The sequence below is a fragment of the Sinobaca sp. SA16-1 genome, from assembly GCF_059510515.1.
In genome coordinates, this window is record NZ_JCAKFL010000005.1 from 114,768 (window position 1) to 136,338 (window position 21,571).

Genomic DNA, 21,571 nt, shown 5'->3' on the forward strand with positions numbered 1-21,571 from the left:
TTCTTTATATTTTTACAGGAATTTACTCAATCTATTTTTCGTCTCTATAAATTTTTCTGTCTGCTTCTCTTTAACATTGTTCCAGCCGTTTCCGAAACGATCTCCCAATTGAGGGTAATAAGTAAACTGGTAGTTTTGATAGGGAGTGGAGGATATAAATTGAGTAAGGCCGGATTTTATCTCAACATCTTCCGTTCTTTTCTTTAAGAGACTTTTCAGCAGTTCATCAGCCGGTTGAAACCCTGATTTTCTTGAAATATTTAAAGCCCGCAATTGTTTCTTTTCGTCCCCGGCCTGTTTATAGAACTGAGCGAGATAAAAGAAATACTCGGCTTTTGCGGAGGTTGTTTCCTCCAATTCAATGGAAAGTGTTATATAGTGAATGGCACGGTTTAATAATTTTTGTTTATTTTTGGAATGAGAAAAAGCGGAAGAATAGCCTAACGCCTTGGCTAATAACACCAGATCTGCAGATTTTATTTTCTTATGTTCCTTTTTTATTTTCTTCATGACTAAGGCAATCGTCATGCCGAGGCATTTTTTGGGATTGAATTTCTCGTATTCATCGTCGAGGGTATTAAGCCCGGTGGAAACTCCTTTTGCGACAGCAAAACCGACCGGATTAATAACCGCTCTTCCGATGTTGGTGCCGCCATTAATTTTTCTGTACATCATGTGGCCCTCATAATAATACAGCCAGCTTTTCGGATCATTTGGGTATCTGTTTAAGTTCTCTTGAAGTTCATTTAACCCGGAGGCTCCCTGTACGGCATCCCCAACTGCAGAAATGACGGGAAGTTTTGATAATTCCTTTTTAGCTTTTTTGGAAAAGGCAGCCAGTCCTTCTTGATCTTTTTTAGATAAAAAGCTATCCAGAAATCCCACTATAAAAACACGCTCCTTTATAACTAAGTATTTATACCTATAAAAAAGTATACTATTAAGTATGTAATGCTGCAATATTTTGTTTTTACAATTATTAGTAGGTATTATAGATCATTAAAAAGTTATTTTTCGAGACTGGAGAGTATTTAATAGGACTAATCTTCATTATTATTGTACTGCTCGCCATTAATACACTCGTCAGCAGATTTCTGAAAAGAGGCGGAAGCTATTGAGAGGTGTTCTGTAAAAACAGAAAAAAAGCCGTCTCTATATCACATAGAAACAGCTCTTTTTCAATTTAAGCTTCTTTTAAATTCTTCCGTTCCAAAAACAGCACAATTGCAATCGTGAGTACGACGCAGATAACAATTTTAATCAAGCTGAAAATCGGGGAGAATACAACAGCTGCACCAATCGCAAGGGCAATTGCACCGTACAGCGGATTCTTGTAGGCGAACTGCCCGAGCACTCCGCCGAATATAGCAGGAAGCACGAAAGCAAAGGAACTCTCCACCGGAGCCGGCAGCATCGTAATAATGTAAGAGCCGCCGAGAATGATGCTGATAATAACAGTAATATTCACTAATGAAGCAATCGCAATGCCAAGAGCTCCGGCAATTTCTGCTTTTTTCGTGCCGGGCTCGGCTCCAATGGCGTTTTGAGCGGCGGCCGAGCAGGGAAGGCACATATTCGCGATATTACCGGTCAGAAACGCCATGTAGGTCCCGGCAATGCCAAGCGTCGGGTAATAGGTGATCGGTTCGAGCACCCACATAATACCGATAAAAGCGGCGTACCCGATGATACCGGCTAATATAACGCCCCAGCCCGGATGGTAGCCGAGCACAAAAGATAAATAGAGCGGTGGCAGCAGGCAGGCAGCAATCAACAGCCAAAGCGTCATACGCCCCCAAAAGTGGGCTTTTTCGTGAAAAAGATCCATGCCACCTGCTTTTGCCGTTTCCGGCACCGAGCGGGCATCAATATGCTCCTGGTTCATTCCCATCGTGCATACCCCTTTCGTTTTTTAAAGAATACTCGTAAAGTACCCGCCGGTCATGCCGATCACTAAGGCAATCCCAAGCGCCCATTCCTTCAGCCAGTTAATACCGAGACGCTGCGAGGCAAACATGAGAAACATCATTGCAGCCGCTGAGATCGTGCCGGTTACAATGTAGCTCATGCCGCCGGTCATTGAGTCGCTTGCAAGGTACCCGAAAGCGCCAAGCATCGCGGCCGTGGAGACAAGACCCATCGCTTTTGCATTTTTGTTTACGACTTTTTTCTGAAACGATCCGAGAGACTTGGTGAACAGGGCGGTAAAGATCAGCCAGCCCATACCGCCGATACACATTGTCCAGACCACCGTTGTAAAGGCCTGTTCGTTAAAAGCAGCGCTTCCGAGATCGGCGCCGAACACGTCCGCCCCGATTCCTGCGGCGGCTGATTCTGTAGCCGCGGAGCCGATAATACCGATACGCATTAGCGTTATCGGAGAACCGAGAAGGGCGAGCAGCGACACAACAACGATTGCAATACCGAAGGAGGGACCAAGCGAGCTGATGAATCCTGTTTTTATGGAGCTTTTTACTTCGTCGGAGCTCATGCCAATGTCGGGAGCCGTTTTGATCGAAAGCCTTAAAAACACGATGCCCTGAAAAATGACGATGCTTACTACAATAAAAGCCATAATCCAAAGCGGGGCGCTGTTGGCGAGAGCCATTACATCACTATTCATGGAGTTCTCCTCCTTTATTTGTCAGCGGTGCAAGTATTATTCCGCCCGGGCGGTCTCAGGCTGCGCCGGTTCTTCCACTCCGGACAGGTACTGATAGACCGTACCGATAAACAGCCTGCCAATGTCGACCATTGAGCGCTCGTCAATATCAAATCTCGGATGGTGATGCGGATAAATAGGTTCGCCGGCGGGAGCACCGCCTACCCAGAAGAACGTTCCCGGTCTTTCAAGCAGGTAGTAGGCAAAATCCTCCATCCCCATCTGTTCCTGAATGTATTCAATCTGTTCCACGCCCGGCGTATTCTGCGCGACCTTCTCCACGCGATGCGTTTCTTCCGGGTGGTTCTAGACAGCAGGATAGCCTCTCGTGTACGTGAAGTCCACGTGTGCTCCAAGGCCTTCGCCGGTAGTGGTGACGATAGACTCCATTGATTTCTCAATTGCATCGCGGACGTCATTATCAAACGTGCGTACCGTGCCCTGAATTCTTGCACTATCAGGGATAACGTTATAGCTTTCGCCTCCGTTAAAGGCGGTAACCGAAACGACCGCCGGTTTAACGGGATCCACCTGCCGACTGACAATCTGCTGAAGGTTGATCATCATCTGGCTTCCCACTATTAATGGATCGATAGTTAAGTGGGGTGTTGCCGCATGGCCGCCGCGCCCGGAAATCTCGATTTCGAACGTGTCGCCGCATGCCATGGCATTCTTTTCCTTGAGGCCGACGGTGCCGAGCGAATGAAGAGAAGAAACGTGAGCGCCGTAGACCACATCAACCCCATCCAGGCAGCCGTCATCAATCATGGATTTGGCGCCTCCCGGAATGACTTCTTCTGCAAACTGGTGCAAAAATACAACAGTACCTTCCAGTGTGTCTTTATTTTTAGACAGTACGGCGGCAGTTCCGAGAAGGGCCCCGGTATGAATATCGTGGCCGCAGGCGTGCATCACGCCGTCAATCCGTGATTTGTACGGGACATCGGTTTCCTCCTGAATCGGCAGAGCATCAAAATCAGCCCGCAGTGCTACGGTTTTTCCGGGTTTATCGCCGCGCAGAATGCCGACAACTCCCCGTCCGCCGACACCGGTTTTTACTTCGAGTCCCAGTTCGCTTAAATAGGCAGCTACTTTTTTAGGCGTTTCTGTTTCATGGTGCGACAGCTCGGGAAACATGTGCAGATCCCGGCGGAATGCACTCATTTCCGGCAGCAGATCTTCGAGTTGATTAAATAATGGATCCAGCATCATAACAGCTCCTTATTTTGGTTTATTCGTTCGCGACGGCAGGAAAGACCGGACGTTTTTCTCCGTAGGCCGCGGCTTTTTCAAAAGCTTGGCCGATCCGGAGCACCTCGTAATCCGCATGATGAGGGCCTACTATCTGCAGTCCGGTTGGCAGATAGTCTGCCGTAAATCCTCCCGGAATGGACAGGGCGGGATTGCCGGCCGCGGAAATGTAATAGCATGACTTCATCCAGTCCAGATAGGAATTCATTGGCAGGCCGTTAATGGAAGACGGGTATTCAATATCAGCGGAAAAGGGAACCACCTGGCTGACGGGAAGCAAAAGCGCGTCATAGGTTTCAAAAAACAGCCGGAGCCGGTGGTAAAGGTTATGGCGGAGCTGTTCCGCCCGGCCGATATCCGGTCCGCTGAGACGCTGTCCTTTTTGGAAGTTAGTCATGAAGCTGTCTTTTAACAGTTCTCCGTGGGTGTTGACAATGTCTTTATAAGTGAGCTCAAATTCCCAGGCCCTTAAAATCTGAAAGGCTTCTTCTGCCTCCTGAAAAGAAGGGCAGGCTTCTTCCAGTTCACAGCCCAGGTCTTTTTCAAAAATAGAAAGCTGCTCTTTAAAAACGCGCTGGATTTCCGGCTCGACCGGCAGCTGCCCGACAAAATCTGCCGACCAGGCAATCTTCATGCCGGAGATGTCATCGTGAAGCGGCTTTGTGAATACACTGCCGGGCTCCTCAATAGAGATAGGCGCGCGCGGATCAGGACCCGCCAGCGTGGAGAGCATAAAGAAAGCATCCTCGGTGCTTCGGGTGATCGGTCCCTGGACTGCAAGAGGCGAAAAGGGGGTGGCCTTTGGATACATTGGAAGCCGCCCGGGAGAGGGACGCATACCTACAACATTGTTAAAGGCGGCAGGAAAGCGGAGCGATCCGCCCATATCACTGCCGTCGGCAAAGGGAACCAGTCCGGAAGCAACCGCAGCGGCAGCGCCTCCGCTGCTTCCGCCTGCGGTTTTTGTAAGGTCATAGGGGTTTCGCGTCGTGCCGAATACGTTATTAAACGTATGGGATCCGGCGGCAAACTCAGGCACATTGGTTTTGCCGATGATGATGGCTCCGGCCTGTTTTAACCGCTCCACGATCAAGTCATCGCTGGTGGAGATGTGATCTTTAAATGCAAGAGACCCGAAAGTAGTCGGGAATCCTTCGGCGTGGTGGGTGTCTTTTACTGCGATTGGCAGCCCGTGAAAAGGACCGGTCGGAGCGTCAGAAGCGAGCGCTCGGTCGGCTTCATCCGCTCCTTTCAGGGCCCGCTCCTCATCGAGCGAAACGATCGCATTAATATGAGGGTTAATTGCCCGGGTGCGTGCAAGTGAGGCTGCCATTAACTCCCGGGAAGAAAGCTCCCGCTGTTGAATCATGTGGGCCAGCTGCGAAGCAGAACGATAAAGCAGCGTGTCTTCCATGCAATTCCTCCTTCATTAGATTTTAGTCAGTATTGTATGTATTTGTTTATGTTAAGGGAAGCAAAATAAGAAAACAACGATCGTTGCAAATTTTCTGACAATGAATCTGTAACCTGCTTATTTCTTTTGGATAAAGGGAAGGGCAGGGATAAAGAGAAATACAAGGAGGACGTCTACATGAAAGACCGCATCTCACACGAAGGAATGGACGAGATTTTGAAAAAGCTCGAAGACGATTATATAAAAGCAGTAAAAGAGAACGAAAGCAGAAGCGTAGAAGACTTTGTGGAGCAGTTTCTGTATGATTCCTGGACGTATAATGATGAGAACATTGAGAATATCAAAACCGTCTTAAGCCGCTACAGCATGGGGGAAGTGTATTCCACTACCTTTATTGGCGCGTTTAATGAAATGGTTGATCATCTCCGGGTAAAGCTGCAGGAGCTCGACCACGAACAGGCGTATCCTGCGGTGCATAATAAACATGGCGCATCGTTTCTTGTTGCTTTCGTAGACGGCATGGTGATCCATTATTTTATCGGAGTGTACACGGTAGAGCAGTTACGGGACATGACACCCTACGTAAAGCAAGTGATTCTGCAGGCGCTGCAAACGGAAGCAGGCGGGTAGCTGGAAATCATAGATAAACCGCAAAAAGACAAGCGCATAGGCTTGTCTTTTTTCAGGCATTCATTTGTTACCGGTTTTTTCTAACCGGAATCCAAATTTCACTTTTAAACGTCGTAGAATCAACATCTTCGTTTTCATTCCAGAGAATTTCCGGACCTTCGGCCTGCTCATACACAGAGGATGGGAACCATTCCGAATAAATGCGGCCCCATGTTTCCTGCAGGGTCTCCGGAAAAGGACCGTTCACTTCAAACACGGCCCAGGTCAGGGGAGGGACGTGAAGCGCATCGTAAGAGCCGTCCGGTTTTTCTGAGACAGCGGCGCCGATATAATGGTCCAGTCCGCCTTCCTCCCGCATGCGTCCTTCCGAGAAGTTTGTTGAAGCCTGAATAAGTCCTTTCGGATCGGTATTGCTGATAGCCTGCAGTTCCTGAATTTTTTCTTTAGAAAGGGATTTCCACATCGCGGTAATTTCCGGATTTTCTCCTTCAAACACAATAGAAACCCGTTTGTGGATTCCTGCAATATAAAATGCTGATTTTTCTTCCATTCGATAGTTCATTGATTCTCCTCCTTTAATAGAAAGCTGAAAGGTCATCGGCGGATAAGCTTTCAGCAGTTGACTGTTCTGTCTGGCTTCGGACGGGGCAAGGCCGTGCAGCTGCTGGAACGCTCTTGTAAATGCATCGGGAGAGCTGTATCCGTATTTGACAGCGGCATCCACGATGCGGACCGCATTCTGATTCAGCTCAAACGCGGCGAGCGTTAACCGGCGGCGTCGGACATACTCCGAGATGGAAACGCCGGCCAGAAAAGAAAACATGCGTTTAAAATGAAATTCGGAACAAAGTGCTTTTTGGGCAGCGGCTGCGTAATCGATCTCGCCATCCAGGTTTTCTTCTATATACGTCAACGCCTTGTTTAAATCATTCAGCTGATTCATCCCTTTCACCTCCTTGTTACAGAATAACAGCCATGCAGGCAGAGAGTCCGCTTATCGGTGTTATCTTCTGCAGGCTGAATTTATGTAAAATAGTTAAATACCACTTGAAATAGAACAAATGTTCGTATATGCTGTATAAAAAGGAGGAAGGCCAAAATGGATTCTGTCATGATGAAAGGGTACCGTCTGAAAAAAGACGGCTCCTACCCGATGATTGTATCGAATAAAGCCATTATCCCCCATGCGAAGCATTACGAATTTGATGAAGTGCTGATTGCGGTCAGCCGCGAAGACCTGGAGCATCTGCAGTTTTCAATGGAGCGGGACAACTTTTTTAAAAAGCAGAGCCGGACATATTTGTCGTTATAAGCAATGAAAGCGAAGGTTAGCAGAGAGGCAGACGTCTCTCTTTTTTTATGGGAAAAAAGGATAGTTTCTTAAAAACAACTGGAAATAAAAGGAGAACTGCGTTAAAATTCTTATAAATCAGAATATTGTATACAATTTATGAATACAATGGTGGTTGCGTGATGAAGAATAAACCGAACAACGAAAAACTTGCTTATGAAAAAGTAAAGCAGGCGATTATGTTTAAGAAACTTCTTCCCGGCCAGCGGCTGACAGAGACGTGGATTAGTACAGAGTTAAACATGAGCCGGACTCCAGTACGGTCGGCCTTCAAGCGTCTGGAAAACGAAGGGCTCATTCAACTCGTTCCCAACAAAGGCGCGGTGGTCTATAACCCGTCCAACAAAGAACTTGAAGATGTGTTTAATCTCCGAATTGTGCTGGAAATGTATGCCGCCCGGTTGGCTGCTGCGGCTGTGACAGACAAAGACATTATGCAGATGCAGCGGCAGCTCGAGCAGGAAAAAGCCGCTTATGAGACGAAAGACTTTGAAGGCTTTATGCGGATAAACAGGGAAATCCATGCCTATCCTGCCTGGTTGTCCGGAAATCTCTATCTGCTTCAGCAGATTGAAAGGTTGAACCAGTGGACCGACGGCTATCTGATTTTAAAGGACGATTTTTACAGGACGCCAGTGGGGGAAGTACAGTCGATACCGGAACATCGGCGGATGGTTGAAGCATTTCGCAGGCGGGATACTGATGAGGCGGCGGAAGCCGTGAAGGCACATTTATTATCTACGCTGCATGACTTATCCAAACAGAATTCTCTTTTTAACTGATGACAAACAGGCCCATTGAAAAATTTGAGTGAGGTGACTGATAGTGACTGACTTTACAACACGCTACAGCTACGGCGGTGACGAATTTATATTTGTTGAACTCAGCGAAGAAATGAGTCTGGAAGTGAACTTTCATGCGATGGCGATAACGAAAAAGCTGAGAGAGCAGCAGATGCCCGGCATTCTGGATATCTGCCCGTCGAATGCGTCCTACATGGTCCGCTACAACCCGGACGAGCTTCCGGCAGCGGAGCTGATTGACGAATTAAAACGTCTCGAAAGCTCTGTTCAGAACCTCGACGATATTGTCATTAACTCCCGGCTTGTCGATGTGCCCGTCCTGTTCGAGGATCCGTGGACGCATGACGCCGTGATGCAGTTCAGGGACCGGCACCAGGATCCTGAATCAACCGATCTCGAGTATGCAGCACGAATTAATGGTTATGAGTCAAAGGAAGCTTTTATCCAGGCAATGACGAGTTCCCCGTTTTTAGTATCGATGATCGGGTTTGTGCCGGGGCTGCCGTTTTGTTTTCAAATTGTGCCGCGGGAAAAGCAGATTGAAGTACCGAAGTACGTCCGGCCCCGCACCTTCACGCCGGAACGATGCTTTGGATTTGGCGGCGGGTTTTCGGTCGTCTATCCGGTCCAGGGCGCGGGAGGATACCAGATGTTTGGCATTTCGGCGTCCCCTGTATTTGATAAAGAGCAGAAGCTTCCTGACTTCCAGGATTCGATCGTTTTTCCCCGCCAGGGAGATATTTTCCGCTACCGCGATATTACACGTGAAGAATATGACGCCGTCCGTGCCGATGTGGAAGCCGGCACGTTTACCTACCATAAAAAAGACTTTACGTTCCGTCCGGATGATGTGCTGAAAGATCCTGCTGCATTTTCTGAAATGGTTCTGGGGAGGTTATATCATGATTAAAGTATTAAAACCCGGTCTGCAGACGACGGTTCAGGATGATGGAAGAGTCGGGTACTACGAAACGGGGATGCCGCCCTCAGGAGCCGTTGACCAGTATTCCTATGCCGTCGCAAATATGTTAGCCGGAAACAAAAAAGGCGCAGCCGTGCTCGAAATTACGTATATGGGGCCGGCCCTTGAGTTTCAGGAGGACACGGTGATTGCCGTGACGGGAGGCATCATTCCGCCGCAGATCAATGAGGAAGCAGTCCCGATGTGGGAAACAATCGAAGTGAAAAAAGGCGGCATTTTGACCTTTGATTTTGTGAAGCAGGGTGCCAGAGCCTATCTGGCGGTAGCCGGTGGAATTGAAGTGCCGGTCATCATGGATTCAAGGTCGACCTATACGCTGTGCGGGATTGGCGGCTATGATGGACGGGCCCTGCAGGAAGGCGACGTGCTCTCGATCGGAAACATGCAGGAGAAAGAGGTTAAGCTGGGCACCCGGGTGACCGGCGGGTACATTCCGGAGTTCTCCGCAAATCATGAGATACGCGTTATTATCGGTTTATGCAGCTACAGGCTGACTGAAGAAAGCAAGCAGCGCTTTCTGGATATCGAGTGGACGATTACGCCCGAAGCGAACCGGGTCGGCTACCGTTTAAAGGGAGAGCGTCTTGATTTTGTGCCGCGCGAGCAGCCATTTGGGGCGGGAAGCAATCCGTCCAACGTAGTGGATCTCGGCTATCCGATCGGCTCCATTCAAGTGCCGGACGGCATTGAGCCGATTGCGCTGCTAAATGATGCCGTAACGGGCGGAGGGTATGCGCCGGTGGCTACAATCATCAGCACAGACCTGAACCGCATCGGCCAGGCAAAAACGAATGAAACGATAAAGTTTACTGCTGTCACCCTGGAAGAAGCGATGGAGGCGCGACAGCAGAACAACCGGAAGCTTGAACAAGTGAAACAAATGATTCAGTCGAGTTAACCAAAGGAGGAAGCAAAGGATGAAAGAAATCGTATCTTCATTACCGGGCGTATTTTACAGAAGACCGGAACCGGGGAAGCCTGTATATGTTGAAGAAGGAGATGAAGTCAAGGCGGGGGATACTATCGGGCTGATTGAGGTTATGAAAAGTTTCCAGGAAGTTAAAGCAGAAGCGGACGGTGTGATTAAAAGCATTAAAGTCGAAGACAAAGCCGTCGTGGATGCCGGACAAGTGGTGGCAGAACTGGAATAACATACAGGGGAGTGGCGGTATGAGTTATTTTAAAAAAGTGTTAATTGCCAATCGGGGCGAAATTGCGCGCCGGATTATCAGAACCTGCCATCGACTGGGAATTGAAACGGTGGCGGTCTACTCGGATGCCGATACGGATACGCCATGTGTAAAAGAGGCAGGCGAAGCCCGGCACATCGGAGGCTCACAGGCCAAAGAGAGCTACCTTAATATGGAGAAAGTCATACAGGCAGCAAAGGATACAGGCGCAGACGCGATCCATCCCGGCTATGGGTTTCTATCAGAGAACACGAAGTTCACGAAACTGTGTGAAGAAGCCGGCATTACGTTTATTGGACCGAACGCTGAGAAAATTCAGCTGATGGGGGATAAAATTGAAGCGCGCCGTCATATGCAGAAAGCCGGGGTCCCGGTAGTGCCGGGCTGGGACGGCAAGCTGAATTCCGTCGAGCATGCGCTGGAGATTGCTGAGGAGCTTGGCTATCCGTTGATGTTGAAAGCGAGTGCTGGAGGAGGCGGCATCGGCATGCATATTGTCTACAATAAAGAAGAGCTCACAAAAAGCTTCTCTTCCGCCCAGCAGACGGCAGGCGCGTCATTCGGCGATGATACGGTGTTTTTGGAGCGGTTCATTGAGCATGCACGCCATATTGAAGTCCAGGTCGCCGCAGACCATATGGGGCATACGATTCACCTTTTTGAACGGGAGTGCTCGATCCAGCGCCGCAATCAAAAAGTGATCGAAGAAAGTCCGTCGCCTTTTTTAACAGAGTCACTGCGAAGACAGCTCTGTGAAACGGCGGTCACCGGGGTGAAAGAGATCGGCTACACGAATGCAGGAACGGTGGAGTTCATTTTTGACGATGAGTCCGGAGATTTCTATTTCCTGGAGATGAACACAAGGCTGCAGGTGGAGCATCCTGTCACAGAAGAAATTACCGGCATTGACCTCGTGGAGCTGCAGTTGAAAATTGCCGCAGGAGAGGATATCGGTCTCGCTCAGGAAGATATCAAAAGGAATGGCTATGCGATAGAAGCCCGTTTGTATGCGGAAGATCCGGACACGTATTTCCCATCACCGGGCAAGCTGACAAAGCTCAAGCTGCCAAAAGGCATAGGGCGGTTTGACTTTGCGTATGAAGAAGGAAACACCGTGTCTCCTTTTTATGATCCGATGGTGGGCAAGATCATTGTCCGTGGAACCAACCGGGAAAAAGCCCTGGACCGGTTACAAAGTGTGTTAGACCGAATTGAGATAGAGGGGATTACGACCAACCTCCCTTTAATCAAACAGCTCGTAAACGAAAAGGATTTCCGGGAGGGCAATTACACGACAAACTATCTGCAGACAAGAAAAGCAGGGAGGGAGTGAGGAAATGAAAGTGGATTTGAACTGCGACATGGGAGAAAGCTTTGGCATGTATCAGCTTGGAAACGACGAAGAGATGATGCAGTATATTACTTCTGCCAATATTGCATGCGGCTACCATGCGGGGGATCCCGGGACGATGCGGAAGACAGTGGAGCTGGCGGGTGAACACGGGGTCCAGATCGGAGCGCACCCGGCTTTCCCGGACCTGATGGGATTCGGGCGCAGGCAGCTCGACTGCACCCCGCAGGAAATTAAAGACTACGTTACGTATCAATTAGGCGGGCTGCGGGAGTTTGCGAGCCAGTACGGGCGGCCTGTTGCACACTGCAAGCCGCACGGCGCGATGTACATGCGGGCGATGGAAGACGAAAAAACAGCCAGAGCTATTCTTGAAGCGCTCGCAGCAGTGAATGACAATATGATTGTATTTGCCATGAATAATTCAGCCGTAGCCGAAATGGGAGAGAAGATGGGGGTGTGGGTGGCAAAAGAAACTTATGCCGACCGGGAGCATACAGAAACAGGATCCATTATTATGACCAGGAAAGGAGCCGAGGCGTCTAACGTGGAAGCCATGGCCGAACGGGTCGTTCGCATGGTAAAAGAAGGCAAAGTCACCGCACATACCGGAAACGACGTAAATGTTACGGCCGATACGGTCTGTATCCATGGGGACACCCCGGGAGCCGTGGAGCTGGCGAAAACGATTCATTACCAATTAAGAAAAAATGATATCGACGTCGCACCGGCCCAGGCTGTCCTGAAATAAATAGCTGTCTATAAATAGGCATGAAACAACACAGCGGAATTCCGCTGTGTTGTTTGCTGCAGCAATAGTTTAAAAGAAGGATTATTCCACTTCAGCCAGCTTCACTTCACCGGTTTCGGAATCGACGATATACGTTCCGGCTGCTGCCTGCTGGTCCTCATCCGGCTCTTCCCCTTCATTCATAATCTGGTTAATCATGAATACATAATCGCCGTTTTCATTTTCTTCAAACTGCGTATGCAGCCTGGAAGTCTCCGGGTTGTGATCGTAGTACTCATATATAATATCAAACGCTTCTTCGGCGCTGACTGCCGGTTCCTCTTCTTCGTAGGCCATTTCTTCTTCAGCCATCCGGGCCATTACTTCTTCTGCTTTTTTCTCGGCAGCACTTTGGTAATCGTTCACTTCATTAATCTGTTCCTCCGTAATACCCGGCATCTCAAGTGTTTGTTCAGACCGGACGAGATATAGTTCATTTGGAATAGATTCGGGATCATCAGGGTCATACAATGTATAAAGATAATCAATTTGTTCTTCTACTTCTTCTTCCTGCTCGTTTTGTAGAGCAAGGGCAGCGAGTTCTTCTTCTATGTAGGGCTCAATGGAAGCATAATAAGAAGAGGCGTTCATCGTTTCGACAGTCTTTCGTGCAGACGGCCAGTTTTCCTCGGCTGTCTCAGTCTGAAGGCTCTGCCTTTCTTCAAGCAGATGAAGCCATTCCTGCGCTTCCTCCTGATCTTCCTCATGCGTAAGGGCTTCTTCAAAACGGGACTGTGCTTCTGTAAGTTCTCCTTCTTCTATAAGCATGCGCGCCTCATTCACCATTTCATCGGCCTGCGCCTCGGAATTATCCTCCGTGTTCTCTTCGGTTGATTCGGGCTCGGCTTGCGTTTCCTTCGTGCTTTCTGAAGCAGTTGATTCTTCCGGTTTTTTTTCTTCCTGACTGTTGTTATTGGAACATCCAATAAGCAGCACAGTGATACCAATTACTATAAATTTATACATATTTATCCACCTCATTTTCAGTATAGCACTGGAAATAAATAGCGGAAAGGTTTATTTTTATATACCTGGAAGACAAAAAAAGCCGCAGAACGGCTTTTTAGGTGGTTTCTTATTTGTTTTTCAGAAGAACACCGGCAGCAGCGGCGCCTATCCCTATTCCTGCGCCTATTGTAAGGAAAGGGGAGGTGGATGCTCTCATATAAAAGCTGGTTGAGCGTACCGTGCCGGCATGATGACCTCTCTCCTTGAGGCCGCCGCCTGCTTCCCGGAGCGTGTTGGCGCCCCGTACGTCCGGCTCTCTGTCCAAATGCTGGGTTCTGCTGAGCAGACTCTGTGCCATTTTGTCGTAGAGGCGGGGCATTAGATTGCCGATCAGTTCCAGCGCCTTTGCCTGACCTCCTACAAACACATCGCGTTTAGGATGCTCGGCGGCATATAAAATGGCTTCAGCTACGGTTTCGGGAGCATACATCATCCCAACATGAGCCGGCTGCTTGTCCATGTAGTTTCCCGCATGCTCGTTATAAGGTGTATCGATTCTGCCCGGATGCACAAGTGTGACGGAGACCGGAGCGTCAGCAGCAGCGAGTTCATTTCGTATATTTTCCGTCCAGCTGTGAACAGCGAATTTGGCGGCGGAATAGATGGACTGAAGCGTGGCACCGGTACCGCCGAAGAGGGAGCCGATATTGATTAAGGCGCCGGGGCTGTTTCTTTCTTTATAATGCGCCACCGCTTCTTTGGATCCATAAACGACACCCCAGAAGTCCGTATCAAACAAACGCTTCATGTCTTCAATTGGAACGTCCATTGCTTCGCCAAAAATGGTTACACCGGCATTATTAACCCATGTGTCAAAGCCTCCATAGGCGAGGAATACAGCTTCGGTTATTTTTTTAACATCTTCTTGTTTTCCTACGTCCGCCTGTACATAAATAGCATCCTGTCCTTTGCTTGTAAGCTCCTGCACGAGCGCTTTCAGCGATTCTTCATCTCTTGCAGCAGCAGCCACCTTTGCTCCGCGGGCAGCTGCCGTTCTAGCCGTTGCAAGCCCAATGCCGCTCGTAGCTCCCGTAATGACAATCACCTGGTCCTCCAGTTTTTTTAGAACCTGCTTTGTTTTTCCAGATGGTTTGTATTCTTTAATCTGTTTTGTTTTCATTTTTCTTTCCTCCTTGTTTGATTCTAATCGCTGGTTTTCCATTTTCCTGCTGAGAGTGTAACCTAGGCGTTCTCTTCTTTAATCCATGCCCAGGCGTTCGCCATGTCTTTTTTATCAAAATGCTTCACGGTAATGCCGGGGAGCACGTTTCCTGCATTGACAGCGGTTTCCATCCACTTTTTATCGCTCAGCACCGCAAATTTTTGAAACTGGCCCCAGCGTTTGGCATCAAACATATTGCCTTCTATAATTCCTTTGAGGGTCGTTTTGTCCACGTCGTTGAAAATAACGAATCCGTTAAAAGGCTGGTCGCTGCCAAATTGTTTTTCTACAAATGCGTCGAGGTTTCTGGCATCGTCTCCGGTAATCGTTCCTTTTACTTCTACGGCTATTGTATGGGCATCTTCACTCGGAAGAAATGTAAACATCGTATCGTCCCCTTTATTTTATTAGACCGCTTATTACAGACGTTTCCCTTAGAGGAAATAACCAAACACCGGAAGCGGGTACAAATCGAGGAAAAACTGTGGTACACTTTTCAAATCGTAACTATTACGATTTATAAAAGGAGGAAAACAAAATGAAAAAAATACCTGTGACTGTATTAAGCGGCTACCTGGGAGCCGGGAAAACCACGATGATGAACCACATTCTTTCCAATCGGGAAGGGCTGAAGGCAGCCGTTATCGTTAATGATATGAGCGAAGTAAATGTGGATGCGGCTTTAATTGAACAGGGGGGATTTTCGCGTACGGAAGAAAAAATGGTGGAGCTATCCAACGGCTGTATCTGCTGCACGCTGCGGGAGGATCTGCTTGTTGAAGTGAAGCGGCTGGCAGAAAACGGAGAGCTGGACTGCATTCTAATTGAGTCAAGCGGTATCAGCGAACCGGTGCCGGTTGCCCAGACGCTCAGCTACGTGGATGAAGAAAGCGGCATTGATTTAACGTCGGTCTGCACGCTCGATACGATGGTGACCGTCGTTGATGCTGCCCGTTTCTGGGAAGACTTTGGATCGGACGATACGCTGTTAAGCCGACAGCAGGGGACAGATGAGGAAGACACCCGCACGATTGTAGATCTGCTAATAGACCAGATTGAATTCTGCAACGTGCTTGTTGTAAATAAGATCGACAGTCTGCCGGAACCAGGCCGCCGGCAGCTCCTGGCTCTGCTTCGTAAACTGCAGCCGGAGGCACGAATTATGGAAACAAACTATGGGCAGATTGCTCTTCAGAACGTAGTTGGCACAGGTTTGTTTGATTTCGAAGCGGCCAGTGAATCAGCGGGATGGCTGCAGGAGCTCGAACAGGAGGAGCATCAGCCGGAAACGGAAGAATATGGCATCAGCTCCATGATATACAGACGGCGCCGGCCGTTTCAGCTGGAGCGGCTGACGCAGTGGTTCGATGAAAACGGTCATGCAATCGCCCGTGCAAAAGGAATTGTCTGGATCAGCTCCCATAACACGCAGGCGCTGACGCTCTCTCAGGCTGGAAGAAGCGTGGTGGTGGAACCTGTCGCCTACTGGGTCGATGCCCTGCCAAAAGCAGAACAGGTGCAGACGCTGCTAGATAATCCGGAGGTGCAGAAAGAATTGGAGCAGGAGCCTTACGGCGACCGGAAGACAGAAACGGTGTTTATCGGTATTGACCTGGATAAAAGCTGGCTGGAAGCATCACTGGATACATGCCTGTTAACCGATGAAGAAATGGCAAAAGTGAATGTGAAAGAAAAGATGACAAGCATGGGATAGCAGATAAAAAAACCTTTCACTCCTTTATGCGGGTGAAAGGTTTTTATGTTCAAGCTAAAGAATAGGACTCAGCAGCCGGGCAAATCCTTCTCTTGCTTTTATATGCCAGGCACGCCTGTGATATTCCTCTTTGGTGAGCATACGGCACTGAGCCGCGTCAGTTTCAAATAAAGATTCCAGTTCGAGCGCCAGCTTGTTATTGTACACAACGGCATTCACTTCAAAGTTCAGGCGGAAGCTTCTGGCATCCAGGTTAGTCGTTCCTACGGTAGAAGCTTCACCGTCAATAACGAGGGTTTTGGCGTGAAGAAACCCGCCGTCATATAAATAAGCCTGTGCTCCGTACTCAAGCAGTTCTCCCAGAAACGACCAGGAAGCCCACATTACAAAAGGATGATCCTTTTTCCCGGGGATCATAATATGCAGTTCCACACCGGAGAGAAGTGCCATTTTGCAGGCATCGATAAAGCTCTGATCCGGAATAAAGTAGGGGGTCTGGATGTAAATCCGCCGTTCGGCCCTCAAGATCATATAAATCATCGCATTCTTTAAATGCTCCGTCCGCGAGTTCGGGCCGCTTGCAACAATCTGCACAGCCGCCGTATCTTCGATCGCGTGCGGCGCAAATTCAAACCATTCCTCCGGATCCGGGCGTCCCGAACCGGCATAATGCCAGTCCATGATAAAGCGCTCCTGGATCTGGTAGACAGCGTCTCCTTCCAAACGAAGGTGCGTGTCGCGCCAGTAGCCGAATTTCTCGGCTTCACCAAGATACTCCGTGCCGACATTAAAGCCGCCGATGTAGCCGACTTTTCCATCAATAACACATAGCTTACGGTGGTTGCGGTTGTTAATCCGCAGGTTAATATACTTAAACAGTGAAGGGAAAAAGACGCGGACTTCCCCTTTATAGGAGGCGAGCTCTTCAAAATCGGAGGATTTCAAATGCATCGAGCCGATGCCGTCATAGAGAATCCGGACTTTCACGCCTTCCCTGGCTTTTTCCGTTAAAATGTCAAGAAGCTTTCGCCCGAGCGGGTCCCGCTTAATAATGAAGTATTGAATATTAATCTCGGACCGGGCCTGCTGCATATCCTCCATCATCTTATTGAACTTCTGGTTGCCGTCATGAAGCAGGGAAATTCGGTTATGAAAACTGATCAGGGCTTTGCTTCCGCGAAGGTTCATCGCAGCGAGTGAATCGTACTTTGAGCTGGAGTGGACCTGCAGCTTCGCCCCGGGTGCCGGGTCATCAAGCTGACGCAGCTGGGTTTGAATATGGCCGGAGTGATAGGCCTGTTCCTCCTGGGTCAGCCGGTAGAAGTTCTCCTGTTTCATCTGCCGGCCGAGAAATAAGTACAATAGAAAGCCGATAATTGGAAGGAAAAATAGGATAAGCAGCCATGCCCACGTAGACGCAGCATCGCGGCGTTCGTTAAAAATAAGAAAAACAGCCAATGCGAGGTTAATGAATAAAAGAATATTTACACCCCAGGAAAACCAGTCCATCCTCATTTCTCCTTTATGAATCATCTCTTACTAATATTGTATTATATTTACAACAGATGTGGTTCTATTATTCGTGGACTCTTTTTTCTCATCAAATTCTAATCTTCATCTCATGACAGGTTCATTTTGAAAAGATACGATACACCTATACAACAAAAGGGGGTATTTCAAATGAAAAAAGCAATTGTAGGATTATCTGCCGTTTTTCTACTGGCGGCCTGCGGAGATGAAGTCGTAGAAATGGAAGAGGAATCGTCAGGAAGTGAAGAACAGGGCGCCCAGGAGGAAGCATCAGAAGCAGACGACCAGGCAGGCCAGGAAGATGCAGCCGGGGAACAGGAAGAGTCAGCAGAACAGGTGGACTCTGCGGCTGAAACAGAAGGCCAGGCGTCCGGGGTATATTGGTTTGACCTTCACCTTGAGTTCTTAAATGATGAAGAATGGGAATATGAATACGAGCGCGATGACAGCGAAGACATGGAAATCGACCGGGATGGGGAAGAAACTATTTTAGGAGCCGAGGCAGCAGCTGAAATTGAAGAACTGCTTGGACAAATCAATATCACGACCGACCGCCCGCTGATGGACATGAAACAGGAAGTACTGGAGACGCTGGATGTGCCTGAAGATGAGCTCGAAGACATGGATCTCGAAATTGAATATGATGGTGGAGAGACGATTGAATTTGATCACGAAACCGCGGGCGGAGGAGATCCTGGTTCCGCACGGGAGCTGGATATGGACATCGATCTGACAAACGGAGACAACTGGGAATATGATTATGAAGCAGATGAGCCTGAAGCCGAAATAGAGCAGGGCGATGGAAGAGAATTAGAAGGGCAGGAAGCAGTGGAGGAAGCTGAAGCACTGCTGGACAACATTTCCATTACGATGGATCGCTCGATCGACGAGATGAAACAGGAAGTACTTGATGAGCTCGGGCTGAACGAAGAAGACGTACAGGATTTTGATATAGATGTAGAATATGAAAATGGAGAATCCGTGAAGTTTAAGCATGACAAAGAATAAAAAAAGGTCCTGCAGGGCGGTATTGGCCATCCTGCAGGATTTTTTTCTGTATAAAATAAGAGCAAAAGATAAACAAAGACTAAAGAACTAATAATTATTTTTGCAACAAGAAAAAATGCCCATAAAAATGGATAAAATTACACAAAACATTCGAATAAATGGTAAAATAAAGAAAAGAGAGATAAAAATGATGAAAAAACAGAAGTTTTCTCATCTACATGCATGAATAACCATAGGGGTAAAAAAAGGAGGAAAAAGTATTGAAAATCAGTGTAATTTACGGAAGCGCAGCACCACTTGAAAACATAGAAGTGCTTACACAGTATGTAATTGAAGGAAAGCCGGATGTAACAGAAATTTATTTGAGAGATTATAATATGAAAAGCCGCGATCAAGTACTTCAGTCTCCTGGAGAAGATGACTACCATCGGATTATTGATCAAATGATTGAAAGCGATGTGCTCGTACTTGCTACTCCGATGTACTGCTATGGAGTGTCCGAATTAATGAGAACCTTTGTCGACAGGTGGCCGATAGTTGATGAAATAGATCCTTTCAGACACTTTATGAAGGCCATGCGTGGAAAGCAGTTGTATTTAATCATCACAGGAAAAGACTATCCTCATAAGAAAGCATTACCGATCATACAGCAGTTTAAGTATATCTGCCGGGCCGCAGAAATGGACTTTAATGGCTATTTGATTGCCGAAGCAGGCCAGCCGGAAGATGTTGAAAAAAATGAAGGGGCCATTAAACAGGCCAAAGCGCTGAACAGGCTGCTGAATGAAAAAAGCAAATCAATACCTTCTCTTCATAAAAAAACCCCTTGATCCGGTGCTCCCGGTTCAAGGGGTTTGTCATTAAATCTATTGACTTGGATTTACTTTCTTTTTATTTAATTATGATGAAAAAGAAGGAGTAGACTGAAGAATATGGAATGTAGAAAAAGGAATAATAAATGGAGGGAAAAGCGTATGGATGCATTGGAGTACTATGAGAGCCTGCGGGCTAAAGTAGGGGCAGAGCTGATATACATGCCGAGTACAGCGGCAGTTATTCGTAATGAAAACAATGATATTCTGTTTCATCAGGCAGAAAACGGGGAGTGGGACCTGCCTACAGGAGCAATGGAGCCGGGGGAGACGCCTTCTCAGACATTAATTCGGAAAGTGTGGGAAGAAACGGGTCTGAACGTCCAGCCAATACAGCTGCAGGGAGTGTTTACCGGAAAGGATTTCAGGCATACATATGAAAATGGTAATCAGGTGGAATATGTGATGCTTTGTTTTGAATGCGTCGTACGGGGAGGGCGTCTTGATGCAGGAGCATTGGAAGCAGGGACGCTTGCTTATTATTCATCCTGTGAGATTCCGCAGCTTGTGCTTCCTTATCCAGATTCCCTTTTTGCTGATTTTGATCACGCAGCATCGTTTTTCTAAAGACGAAGGAACCCCCTTCCTGCCTTAGGAAGGGGGTCCCGCGTTATGATTCTTGAAGCCAGGTCCAGGCTTTATCGGTATCATCTTTGTCGAAATGTTTCATGGAAAGTCCGGGGAGCAGGCCGCCTGCTTTAGCCGCAAATTTCAGCCATGTTTTGTCGCTGAGAATAGCGAACTTATCGAACTGGTCCCGGCGCTTTTGGTTGAATGTGCTTCCTTCCACGATTTGTTTCAAAGAAGCACGATCGACTTCGGTAAATATAACAAACACGTTAAACGTGCTGCTGCTTCCAAAATGTTCTTCCACATGATCATCGAGCTGTTCTGCATCTTCTTCTGTTACGGTTCCTTCAATTTCTACAGCGATCGTAGAGGGGTCCTCTGTATAAAGCAGGGTATACATAGCAAAATCTCCTTCTATCTTATTCTATCTATTAGTATTTCCGAATCTGGTAAAGAATAAACAAAAACAGCGCAAACAGCAACTATAGAAGAGGAAAAAGCGGGTTATCCGCCGGCCTTTTTTCGTTTCCGCCAAAAAGAAATATCAATCCAGGCGTTAATCAAGAAGACCGCAGCAATATAAAGCACATTGGAATAAATTAGAGCACAGGCAATGCCCGCAATCATCACGGCAAGCTTTAGTTGAAAAGGCTTTGTGGTCATAAAAGCCCTCCTTTACGTATACATTAAGCATAAACGAAATAGTGGATTTCGACCACAGACGGGACTTTCCGCAGTATAATAAAAAGAAAGGAGGTATGTACCGATATGAGTACAGCATCTCAAAAAATCACTCCTTGCTTATGGTTTGACGGACAGGCAGAGGAAGCGGCGCATTATTATTTGGAGATTTTCCATAATAGTAAAATCAAAGAAACGAGCTATCGCGATGACAGCAGTCCCGGTAACACCGGCGACGTACTAACTATTGTTTTTGAGCTTGAAGGCCAGGAGTTTATGGCGCTGAACGGGGGGCCTTACCATACGTTTACTCCCGCTATTTCCATGGTCATCGACTGCGGCAGCCAGGAGGAAGTAGACCGCTACTGGAACTATTTTTCCAAGGAGGGCAGAGAAGATCAATGCGGCTGGATTCAGGATAAATACGGAGTCTCCTGGCAGGTCGTGCCGGCTGTGCTGACGGAAATGCTTCAGGATAAGAATACGAATAAAGCAGAAGCAGTCATGAAAGCGATGCTGCAAATGAAGAAAATAAATATTGCAGAATTAAAGCAGGCATATGAACAGGCCTGACCATTTCGTCTTGAGCAAGCAGGGAATGA

General features: G+C 47.8%; 26 protein-coding genes. 13 read left to right on the forward strand and 13 right to left on the reverse strand.

All coding sequences use genetic code 11. The annotated features are described in order from the left end of the window. Nucleotides 1-12 precede the first annotated feature (12 nt). The 6 genes from AC5W2J_RS14625 to AC5W2J_RS14650 form a co-directional block, all read right to left on the reverse strand. Nucleotides 13-885, reverse strand: coding sequence for a hypothetical protein (locus AC5W2J_RS14625; protein ID WP_496060198.1), 873 nt, complete (start codon nt 883-885; stop codon nt 13-15). A gap of 298 nt (nt 886-1,183) precedes the next feature. Beyond that, the gene (locus AC5W2J_RS14630) at nt 1,184-1,891 is read right to left on the reverse strand and encodes a small-conductance mechanosensitive channel (RefSeq protein WP_496060199.1); all 708 of its coding nucleotides are present in this window, start codon (nt 1,889-1,891) and stop codon (nt 1,184-1,186) included. Nucleotides 1,892-1,912: 21 nt separating this feature from the next. Continuing rightward, entirely contained in the window at nt 1,913-2,623 is a 711-nt protein-coding gene (locus AC5W2J_RS14635; protein WP_496060200.1) for a DUF5058 family protein, read from the reverse strand. Nucleotides 2,624-2,659: 36 nt separating this feature from the next. Beyond that, nucleotides 2,660-2,944, reverse strand: coding sequence for a hypothetical protein (locus AC5W2J_RS14640; RefSeq protein ID WP_496060201.1), 285 nt, complete (start codon nt 2,942-2,944; stop codon nt 2,660-2,662). 24 nt (nt 2,945-2,968) lie between these two features. Beyond that, nucleotides 2,969-3,871: an amidohydrolase gene (locus AC5W2J_RS14645; RefSeq protein WP_496060202.1), complete on the reverse strand. Its 903-nt coding sequence runs from the start codon at nt 3,869-3,871 to the stop codon at nt 2,969-2,971. A gap of 22 nt (nt 3,872-3,893) precedes the next feature. Continuing rightward, nucleotides 3,894-5,327 carry an amidase gene (locus tag AC5W2J_RS14650; RefSeq protein ID WP_496060203.1) on the reverse strand — a complete coding sequence of 478 codons (1,434 nt, stop codon included), beginning with the start codon at nt 5,325-5,327 and terminating at the stop codon, nt 3,894-3,896. 177 nt (nt 5,328-5,504) lie between these two features. On the opposite strand from AC5W2J_RS14650, the gene AC5W2J_RS14655 reads away from it, so the two are divergent. Next, nucleotides 5,505-5,957: a hypothetical protein gene (locus AC5W2J_RS14655; protein ID WP_496060204.1), complete on the forward strand. Its 453-nt coding sequence runs from the start codon at nt 5,505-5,507 to the stop codon at nt 5,955-5,957. Nucleotides 5,958-6,024: 67 nt separating this feature from the next. On the opposite strand, the gene AC5W2J_RS14660 is transcribed toward AC5W2J_RS14655, so the two are convergent. After that, nucleotides 6,025-6,900: an AraC family transcriptional regulator gene (locus tag AC5W2J_RS14660; RefSeq protein WP_496060205.1), complete on the reverse strand. Its 876-nt coding sequence runs from the start codon at nt 6,898-6,900 to the stop codon at nt 6,025-6,027. Between the two features lie 156 nt (nt 6,901-7,056). Here AC5W2J_RS14660 and AC5W2J_RS14665 point away from each other — a divergent pair, with 156 nt between their 5' ends. The 7 genes from AC5W2J_RS14665 to AC5W2J_RS14695 all read left to right on the forward strand — a co-directional run bounded on the left by AC5W2J_RS14665 (nt 7,057) and on the right by AC5W2J_RS14695 (nt 12,385). Then, nucleotides 7,057-7,269 carry a hypothetical protein gene (locus tag AC5W2J_RS14665; protein ID WP_496060206.1) on the forward strand — a complete coding sequence of 71 codons (213 nt, stop codon included), beginning with the start codon at nt 7,057-7,059 and terminating at the stop codon, nt 7,267-7,269. 161 nt (nt 7,270-7,430) lie between these two features. Continuing rightward, entirely contained in the window at nt 7,431-8,090 is a 660-nt protein-coding gene (locus AC5W2J_RS14670; protein WP_496060207.1) for a GntR family transcriptional regulator, read from the forward strand. A gap of 43 nt (nt 8,091-8,133) precedes the next feature. After that, nucleotides 8,134-9,021 carry a 5-oxoprolinase subunit B family protein gene (locus tag AC5W2J_RS14675; RefSeq protein ID WP_496060208.1) on the forward strand — a complete coding sequence of 296 codons (888 nt, stop codon included), beginning with the start codon at nt 8,134-8,136 and terminating at the stop codon, nt 9,019-9,021. After that, nucleotides 9,014-9,991: a 5-oxoprolinase subunit C family protein gene (locus AC5W2J_RS14680; RefSeq protein ID WP_496060209.1), complete on the forward strand. Its 978-nt coding sequence runs from the start codon at nt 9,014-9,016 to the stop codon at nt 9,989-9,991. The genes AC5W2J_RS14675 and AC5W2J_RS14680 overlap by 8 nt, the downstream gene beginning before the upstream one ends. A gap of 19 nt (nt 9,992-10,010) precedes the next feature. Beyond that, a complete protein-coding gene (locus tag AC5W2J_RS14685; protein WP_496060210.1) occupies nt 10,011-10,244 on the forward strand; it encodes an acetyl-CoA carboxylase in 234 nt (77 codons plus the stop codon). Nucleotides 10,245-10,263: 19 nt separating this feature from the next. Continuing rightward, nucleotides 10,264-11,616, forward strand: a complete 1,353-nt coding sequence (locus AC5W2J_RS14690) for an acetyl-CoA carboxylase biotin carboxylase subunit (RefSeq protein ID WP_496060211.1) — start codon at nt 10,264-10,266, stop codon at nt 11,614-11,616. Between the two features lie 4 nt (nt 11,617-11,620). Beyond that, nucleotides 11,621-12,385, forward strand: a complete 765-nt coding sequence (locus tag AC5W2J_RS14695; RefSeq protein WP_496060212.1) for a LamB/YcsF family protein — start codon at nt 11,621-11,623, stop codon at nt 12,383-12,385. 81 nt (nt 12,386-12,466) lie between these two features. Here AC5W2J_RS14695 and AC5W2J_RS14700 read toward each other — a convergent pair whose 3' ends face one another. The 3 genes from AC5W2J_RS14700 to AC5W2J_RS14710 all read right to left on the reverse strand — a co-directional run bounded on the left by AC5W2J_RS14700 (nt 12,467) and on the right by AC5W2J_RS14710 (nt 14,980). Further along, complete coding sequence (locus AC5W2J_RS14700; RefSeq protein ID WP_496060213.1) at nt 12,467-13,390, reverse strand: hypothetical protein; 924 nt, start codon at nt 13,388-13,390, stop codon at nt 12,467-12,469. A 109-nt stretch (nt 13,391-13,499) separates the two neighbouring features. Then, nucleotides 13,500-14,552: an SDR family oxidoreductase gene (locus tag AC5W2J_RS14705; RefSeq protein WP_496060214.1), complete on the reverse strand. Its 1,053-nt coding sequence runs from the start codon at nt 14,550-14,552 to the stop codon at nt 13,500-13,502. A gap of 62 nt (nt 14,553-14,614) precedes the next feature. Next, the gene (locus tag AC5W2J_RS14710) at nt 14,615-14,980 is read right to left on the reverse strand and encodes a SpoIIAA family protein (protein WP_496060215.1); all 366 of its coding nucleotides are present in this window, start codon (nt 14,978-14,980) and stop codon (nt 14,615-14,617) included. A gap of 152 nt (nt 14,981-15,132) precedes the next feature. On the opposite strand from AC5W2J_RS14710, the gene AC5W2J_RS14715 reads away from it, so the two are divergent. Continuing rightward, nucleotides 15,133-16,308, forward strand: a complete 1,176-nt coding sequence (locus AC5W2J_RS14715) for a GTP-binding protein (RefSeq protein ID WP_496060216.1) — start codon at nt 15,133-15,135, stop codon at nt 16,306-16,308. 54 nt (nt 16,309-16,362) lie between these two features. Here AC5W2J_RS14715 and cls read toward each other — a convergent pair whose 3' ends face one another. After that, the gene (cls, locus tag AC5W2J_RS14720) at nt 16,363-17,817 is read right to left on the reverse strand and encodes a cardiolipin synthase (RefSeq protein ID WP_496060217.1); all 1,455 of its coding nucleotides are present in this window, start codon (nt 17,815-17,817) and stop codon (nt 16,363-16,365) included. 171 nt (nt 17,818-17,988) lie between these two features. Here cls and AC5W2J_RS14725 point away from each other — a divergent pair, with 171 nt between their 5' ends. The 3 genes from AC5W2J_RS14725 (at nt 17,989) to AC5W2J_RS14735 (ending at nt 20,285) form a co-directional block, all read left to right on the forward strand. Then, complete coding sequence (locus tag AC5W2J_RS14725; RefSeq protein WP_496060218.1) at nt 17,989-18,846, forward strand: YusW family protein; 858 nt, start codon at nt 17,989-17,991, stop codon at nt 18,844-18,846. A 260-nt stretch (nt 18,847-19,106) separates the two neighbouring features. Continuing rightward, entirely contained in the window at nt 19,107-19,676 is a 570-nt protein-coding gene (locus tag AC5W2J_RS14730; protein WP_496060219.1) for a flavodoxin family protein, read from the forward strand. 144 nt (nt 19,677-19,820) lie between these two features. Beyond that, on the forward strand, nt 19,821-20,285 hold the full coding sequence (locus AC5W2J_RS14735) for an NUDIX domain-containing protein (protein WP_496060220.1): 465 nt from the start codon (nt 19,821-19,823) through the stop codon (nt 20,283-20,285). Nucleotides 20,286-20,328: 43 nt separating this feature from the next. On the opposite strand, the gene AC5W2J_RS14740 is transcribed toward AC5W2J_RS14735, so the two are convergent. Then, nucleotides 20,329-20,688 (reverse strand): SpoIIAA family protein, encoded by a 360-nt coding sequence (locus AC5W2J_RS14740; RefSeq protein ID WP_496060221.1) that lies wholly within the window; start codon nt 20,686-20,688, stop codon nt 20,329-20,331. Nucleotides 20,689-20,792: 104 nt separating this feature from the next. Beyond that, on the reverse strand, nt 20,793-20,951 hold the full coding sequence (locus tag AC5W2J_RS14745; RefSeq protein ID WP_496060222.1) for a hypothetical protein: 159 nt from the start codon (nt 20,949-20,951) through the stop codon (nt 20,793-20,795). A gap of 105 nt (nt 20,952-21,056) precedes the next feature. Between AC5W2J_RS14745 and AC5W2J_RS14750 the strand changes: the two genes are divergently transcribed. Further along, nucleotides 21,057-21,542, forward strand: a complete 486-nt coding sequence (locus tag AC5W2J_RS14750; RefSeq protein ID WP_496060223.1) for a VOC family protein — start codon at nt 21,057-21,059, stop codon at nt 21,540-21,542. Nucleotides 21,543-21,571 lie beyond the last annotated feature (29 nt).

Bases quoted from the DNA above. Each gene is read 5' to 3' on its own strand.
- AC5W2J_RS14650 (WP_496060203.1), bottom strand. From the start codon at position 5,327: ATGGAAGACACGCTGCTTTATCGTTCTGCTTCGCAGCTGGCCCACATG.
- AC5W2J_RS14700 (WP_496060213.1), bottom strand. From the start codon at position 13,390: ATGTATAAATTTATAGTAATTGGTATCACTGTGCTGCTTATTGGATGT.
- AC5W2J_RS14710 (WP_496060215.1), bottom strand. From the start codon at position 14,980: ATGTTTACATTTCTTCCGAGTGAAGATGCCCATACAATAGCCGTAGAA.
- cls (WP_496060217.1), bottom strand. From the start codon at position 17,817: ATGGACTGGTTTTCCTGGGGTGTAAATATTCTTTTATTCATTAACCTC.
- AC5W2J_RS14725 (WP_496060218.1), top strand. From the start codon at position 17,989: ATGAAAAAAGCAATTGTAGGATTATCTGCCGTTTTTCTACTGGCGGCC.
- AC5W2J_RS14690 (WP_496060211.1), top strand. From the start codon at position 10,264: ATGAGTTATTTTAAAAAAGTGTTAATTGCCAATCGGGGCGAAATTGCG.
- AC5W2J_RS14670 (WP_496060207.1), top strand. From the start codon at position 7,431: ATGAAGAATAAACCGAACAACGAAAAACTTGCTTATGAAAAAGTAAAG.
- AC5W2J_RS14745 (WP_496060222.1), bottom strand. From the start codon at position 20,951: ATGACCACAAAGCCTTTTCAACTAAAGCTTGCCGTGATGATTGCGGGC.
- AC5W2J_RS14635 (WP_496060200.1), bottom strand. From the start codon at position 2,623: ATGAATAGTGATGTAATGGCTCTCGCCAACAGCGCCCCGCTTTGGATT.
- AC5W2J_RS14705 (WP_496060214.1), bottom strand. From the start codon at position 14,552: ATGAAAACAAAACAGATTAAAGAATACAAACCATCTGGAAAAACAAAG.
- AC5W2J_RS14630 (WP_496060199.1), bottom strand. From the start codon at position 1,891: ATGGGAATGAACCAGGAGCATATTGATGCCCGCTCGGTGCCGGAAACG.
- AC5W2J_RS14645 (WP_496060202.1), bottom strand. From the start codon at position 3,871: ATGCTGGATCCATTATTTAATCAACTCGAAGATCTGCTGCCGGAAATG.
- AC5W2J_RS14665 (WP_496060206.1), top strand. From the start codon at position 7,057: ATGGATTCTGTCATGATGAAAGGGTACCGTCTGAAAAAAGACGGCTCC.
- AC5W2J_RS14655 (WP_496060204.1), top strand. From the start codon at position 5,505: ATGAAAGACCGCATCTCACACGAAGGAATGGACGAGATTTTGAAAAAG.
- AC5W2J_RS14740 (WP_496060221.1), bottom strand. From the start codon at position 20,688: ATGTATACCCTGCTTTATACAGAGGACCCCTCTACGATCGCTGTAGAA.
- AC5W2J_RS14685 (WP_496060210.1), top strand. From the start codon at position 10,011: ATGAAAGAAATCGTATCTTCATTACCGGGCGTATTTTACAGAAGACCG.
- AC5W2J_RS14680 (WP_496060209.1), top strand. From the start codon at position 9,014: ATGATTAAAGTATTAAAACCCGGTCTGCAGACGACGGTTCAGGATGAT.
- AC5W2J_RS14735 (WP_496060220.1), top strand. From the start codon at position 19,821: ATGGATGCATTGGAGTACTATGAGAGCCTGCGGGCTAAAGTAGGGGCA.
- AC5W2J_RS14660 (WP_496060205.1), bottom strand. From the start codon at position 6,900: ATGAATCAGCTGAATGATTTAAACAAGGCGTTGACGTATATAGAAGAA.
- AC5W2J_RS14715 (WP_496060216.1), top strand. From the start codon at position 15,133: ATGAAAAAAATACCTGTGACTGTATTAAGCGGCTACCTGGGAGCCGGG.
- AC5W2J_RS14750 (WP_496060223.1), top strand. From the start codon at position 21,057: ATGAGTACAGCATCTCAAAAAATCACTCCTTGCTTATGGTTTGACGGA.
- AC5W2J_RS14695 (WP_496060212.1), top strand. From the start codon at position 11,621: ATGAAAGTGGATTTGAACTGCGACATGGGAGAAAGCTTTGGCATGTAT.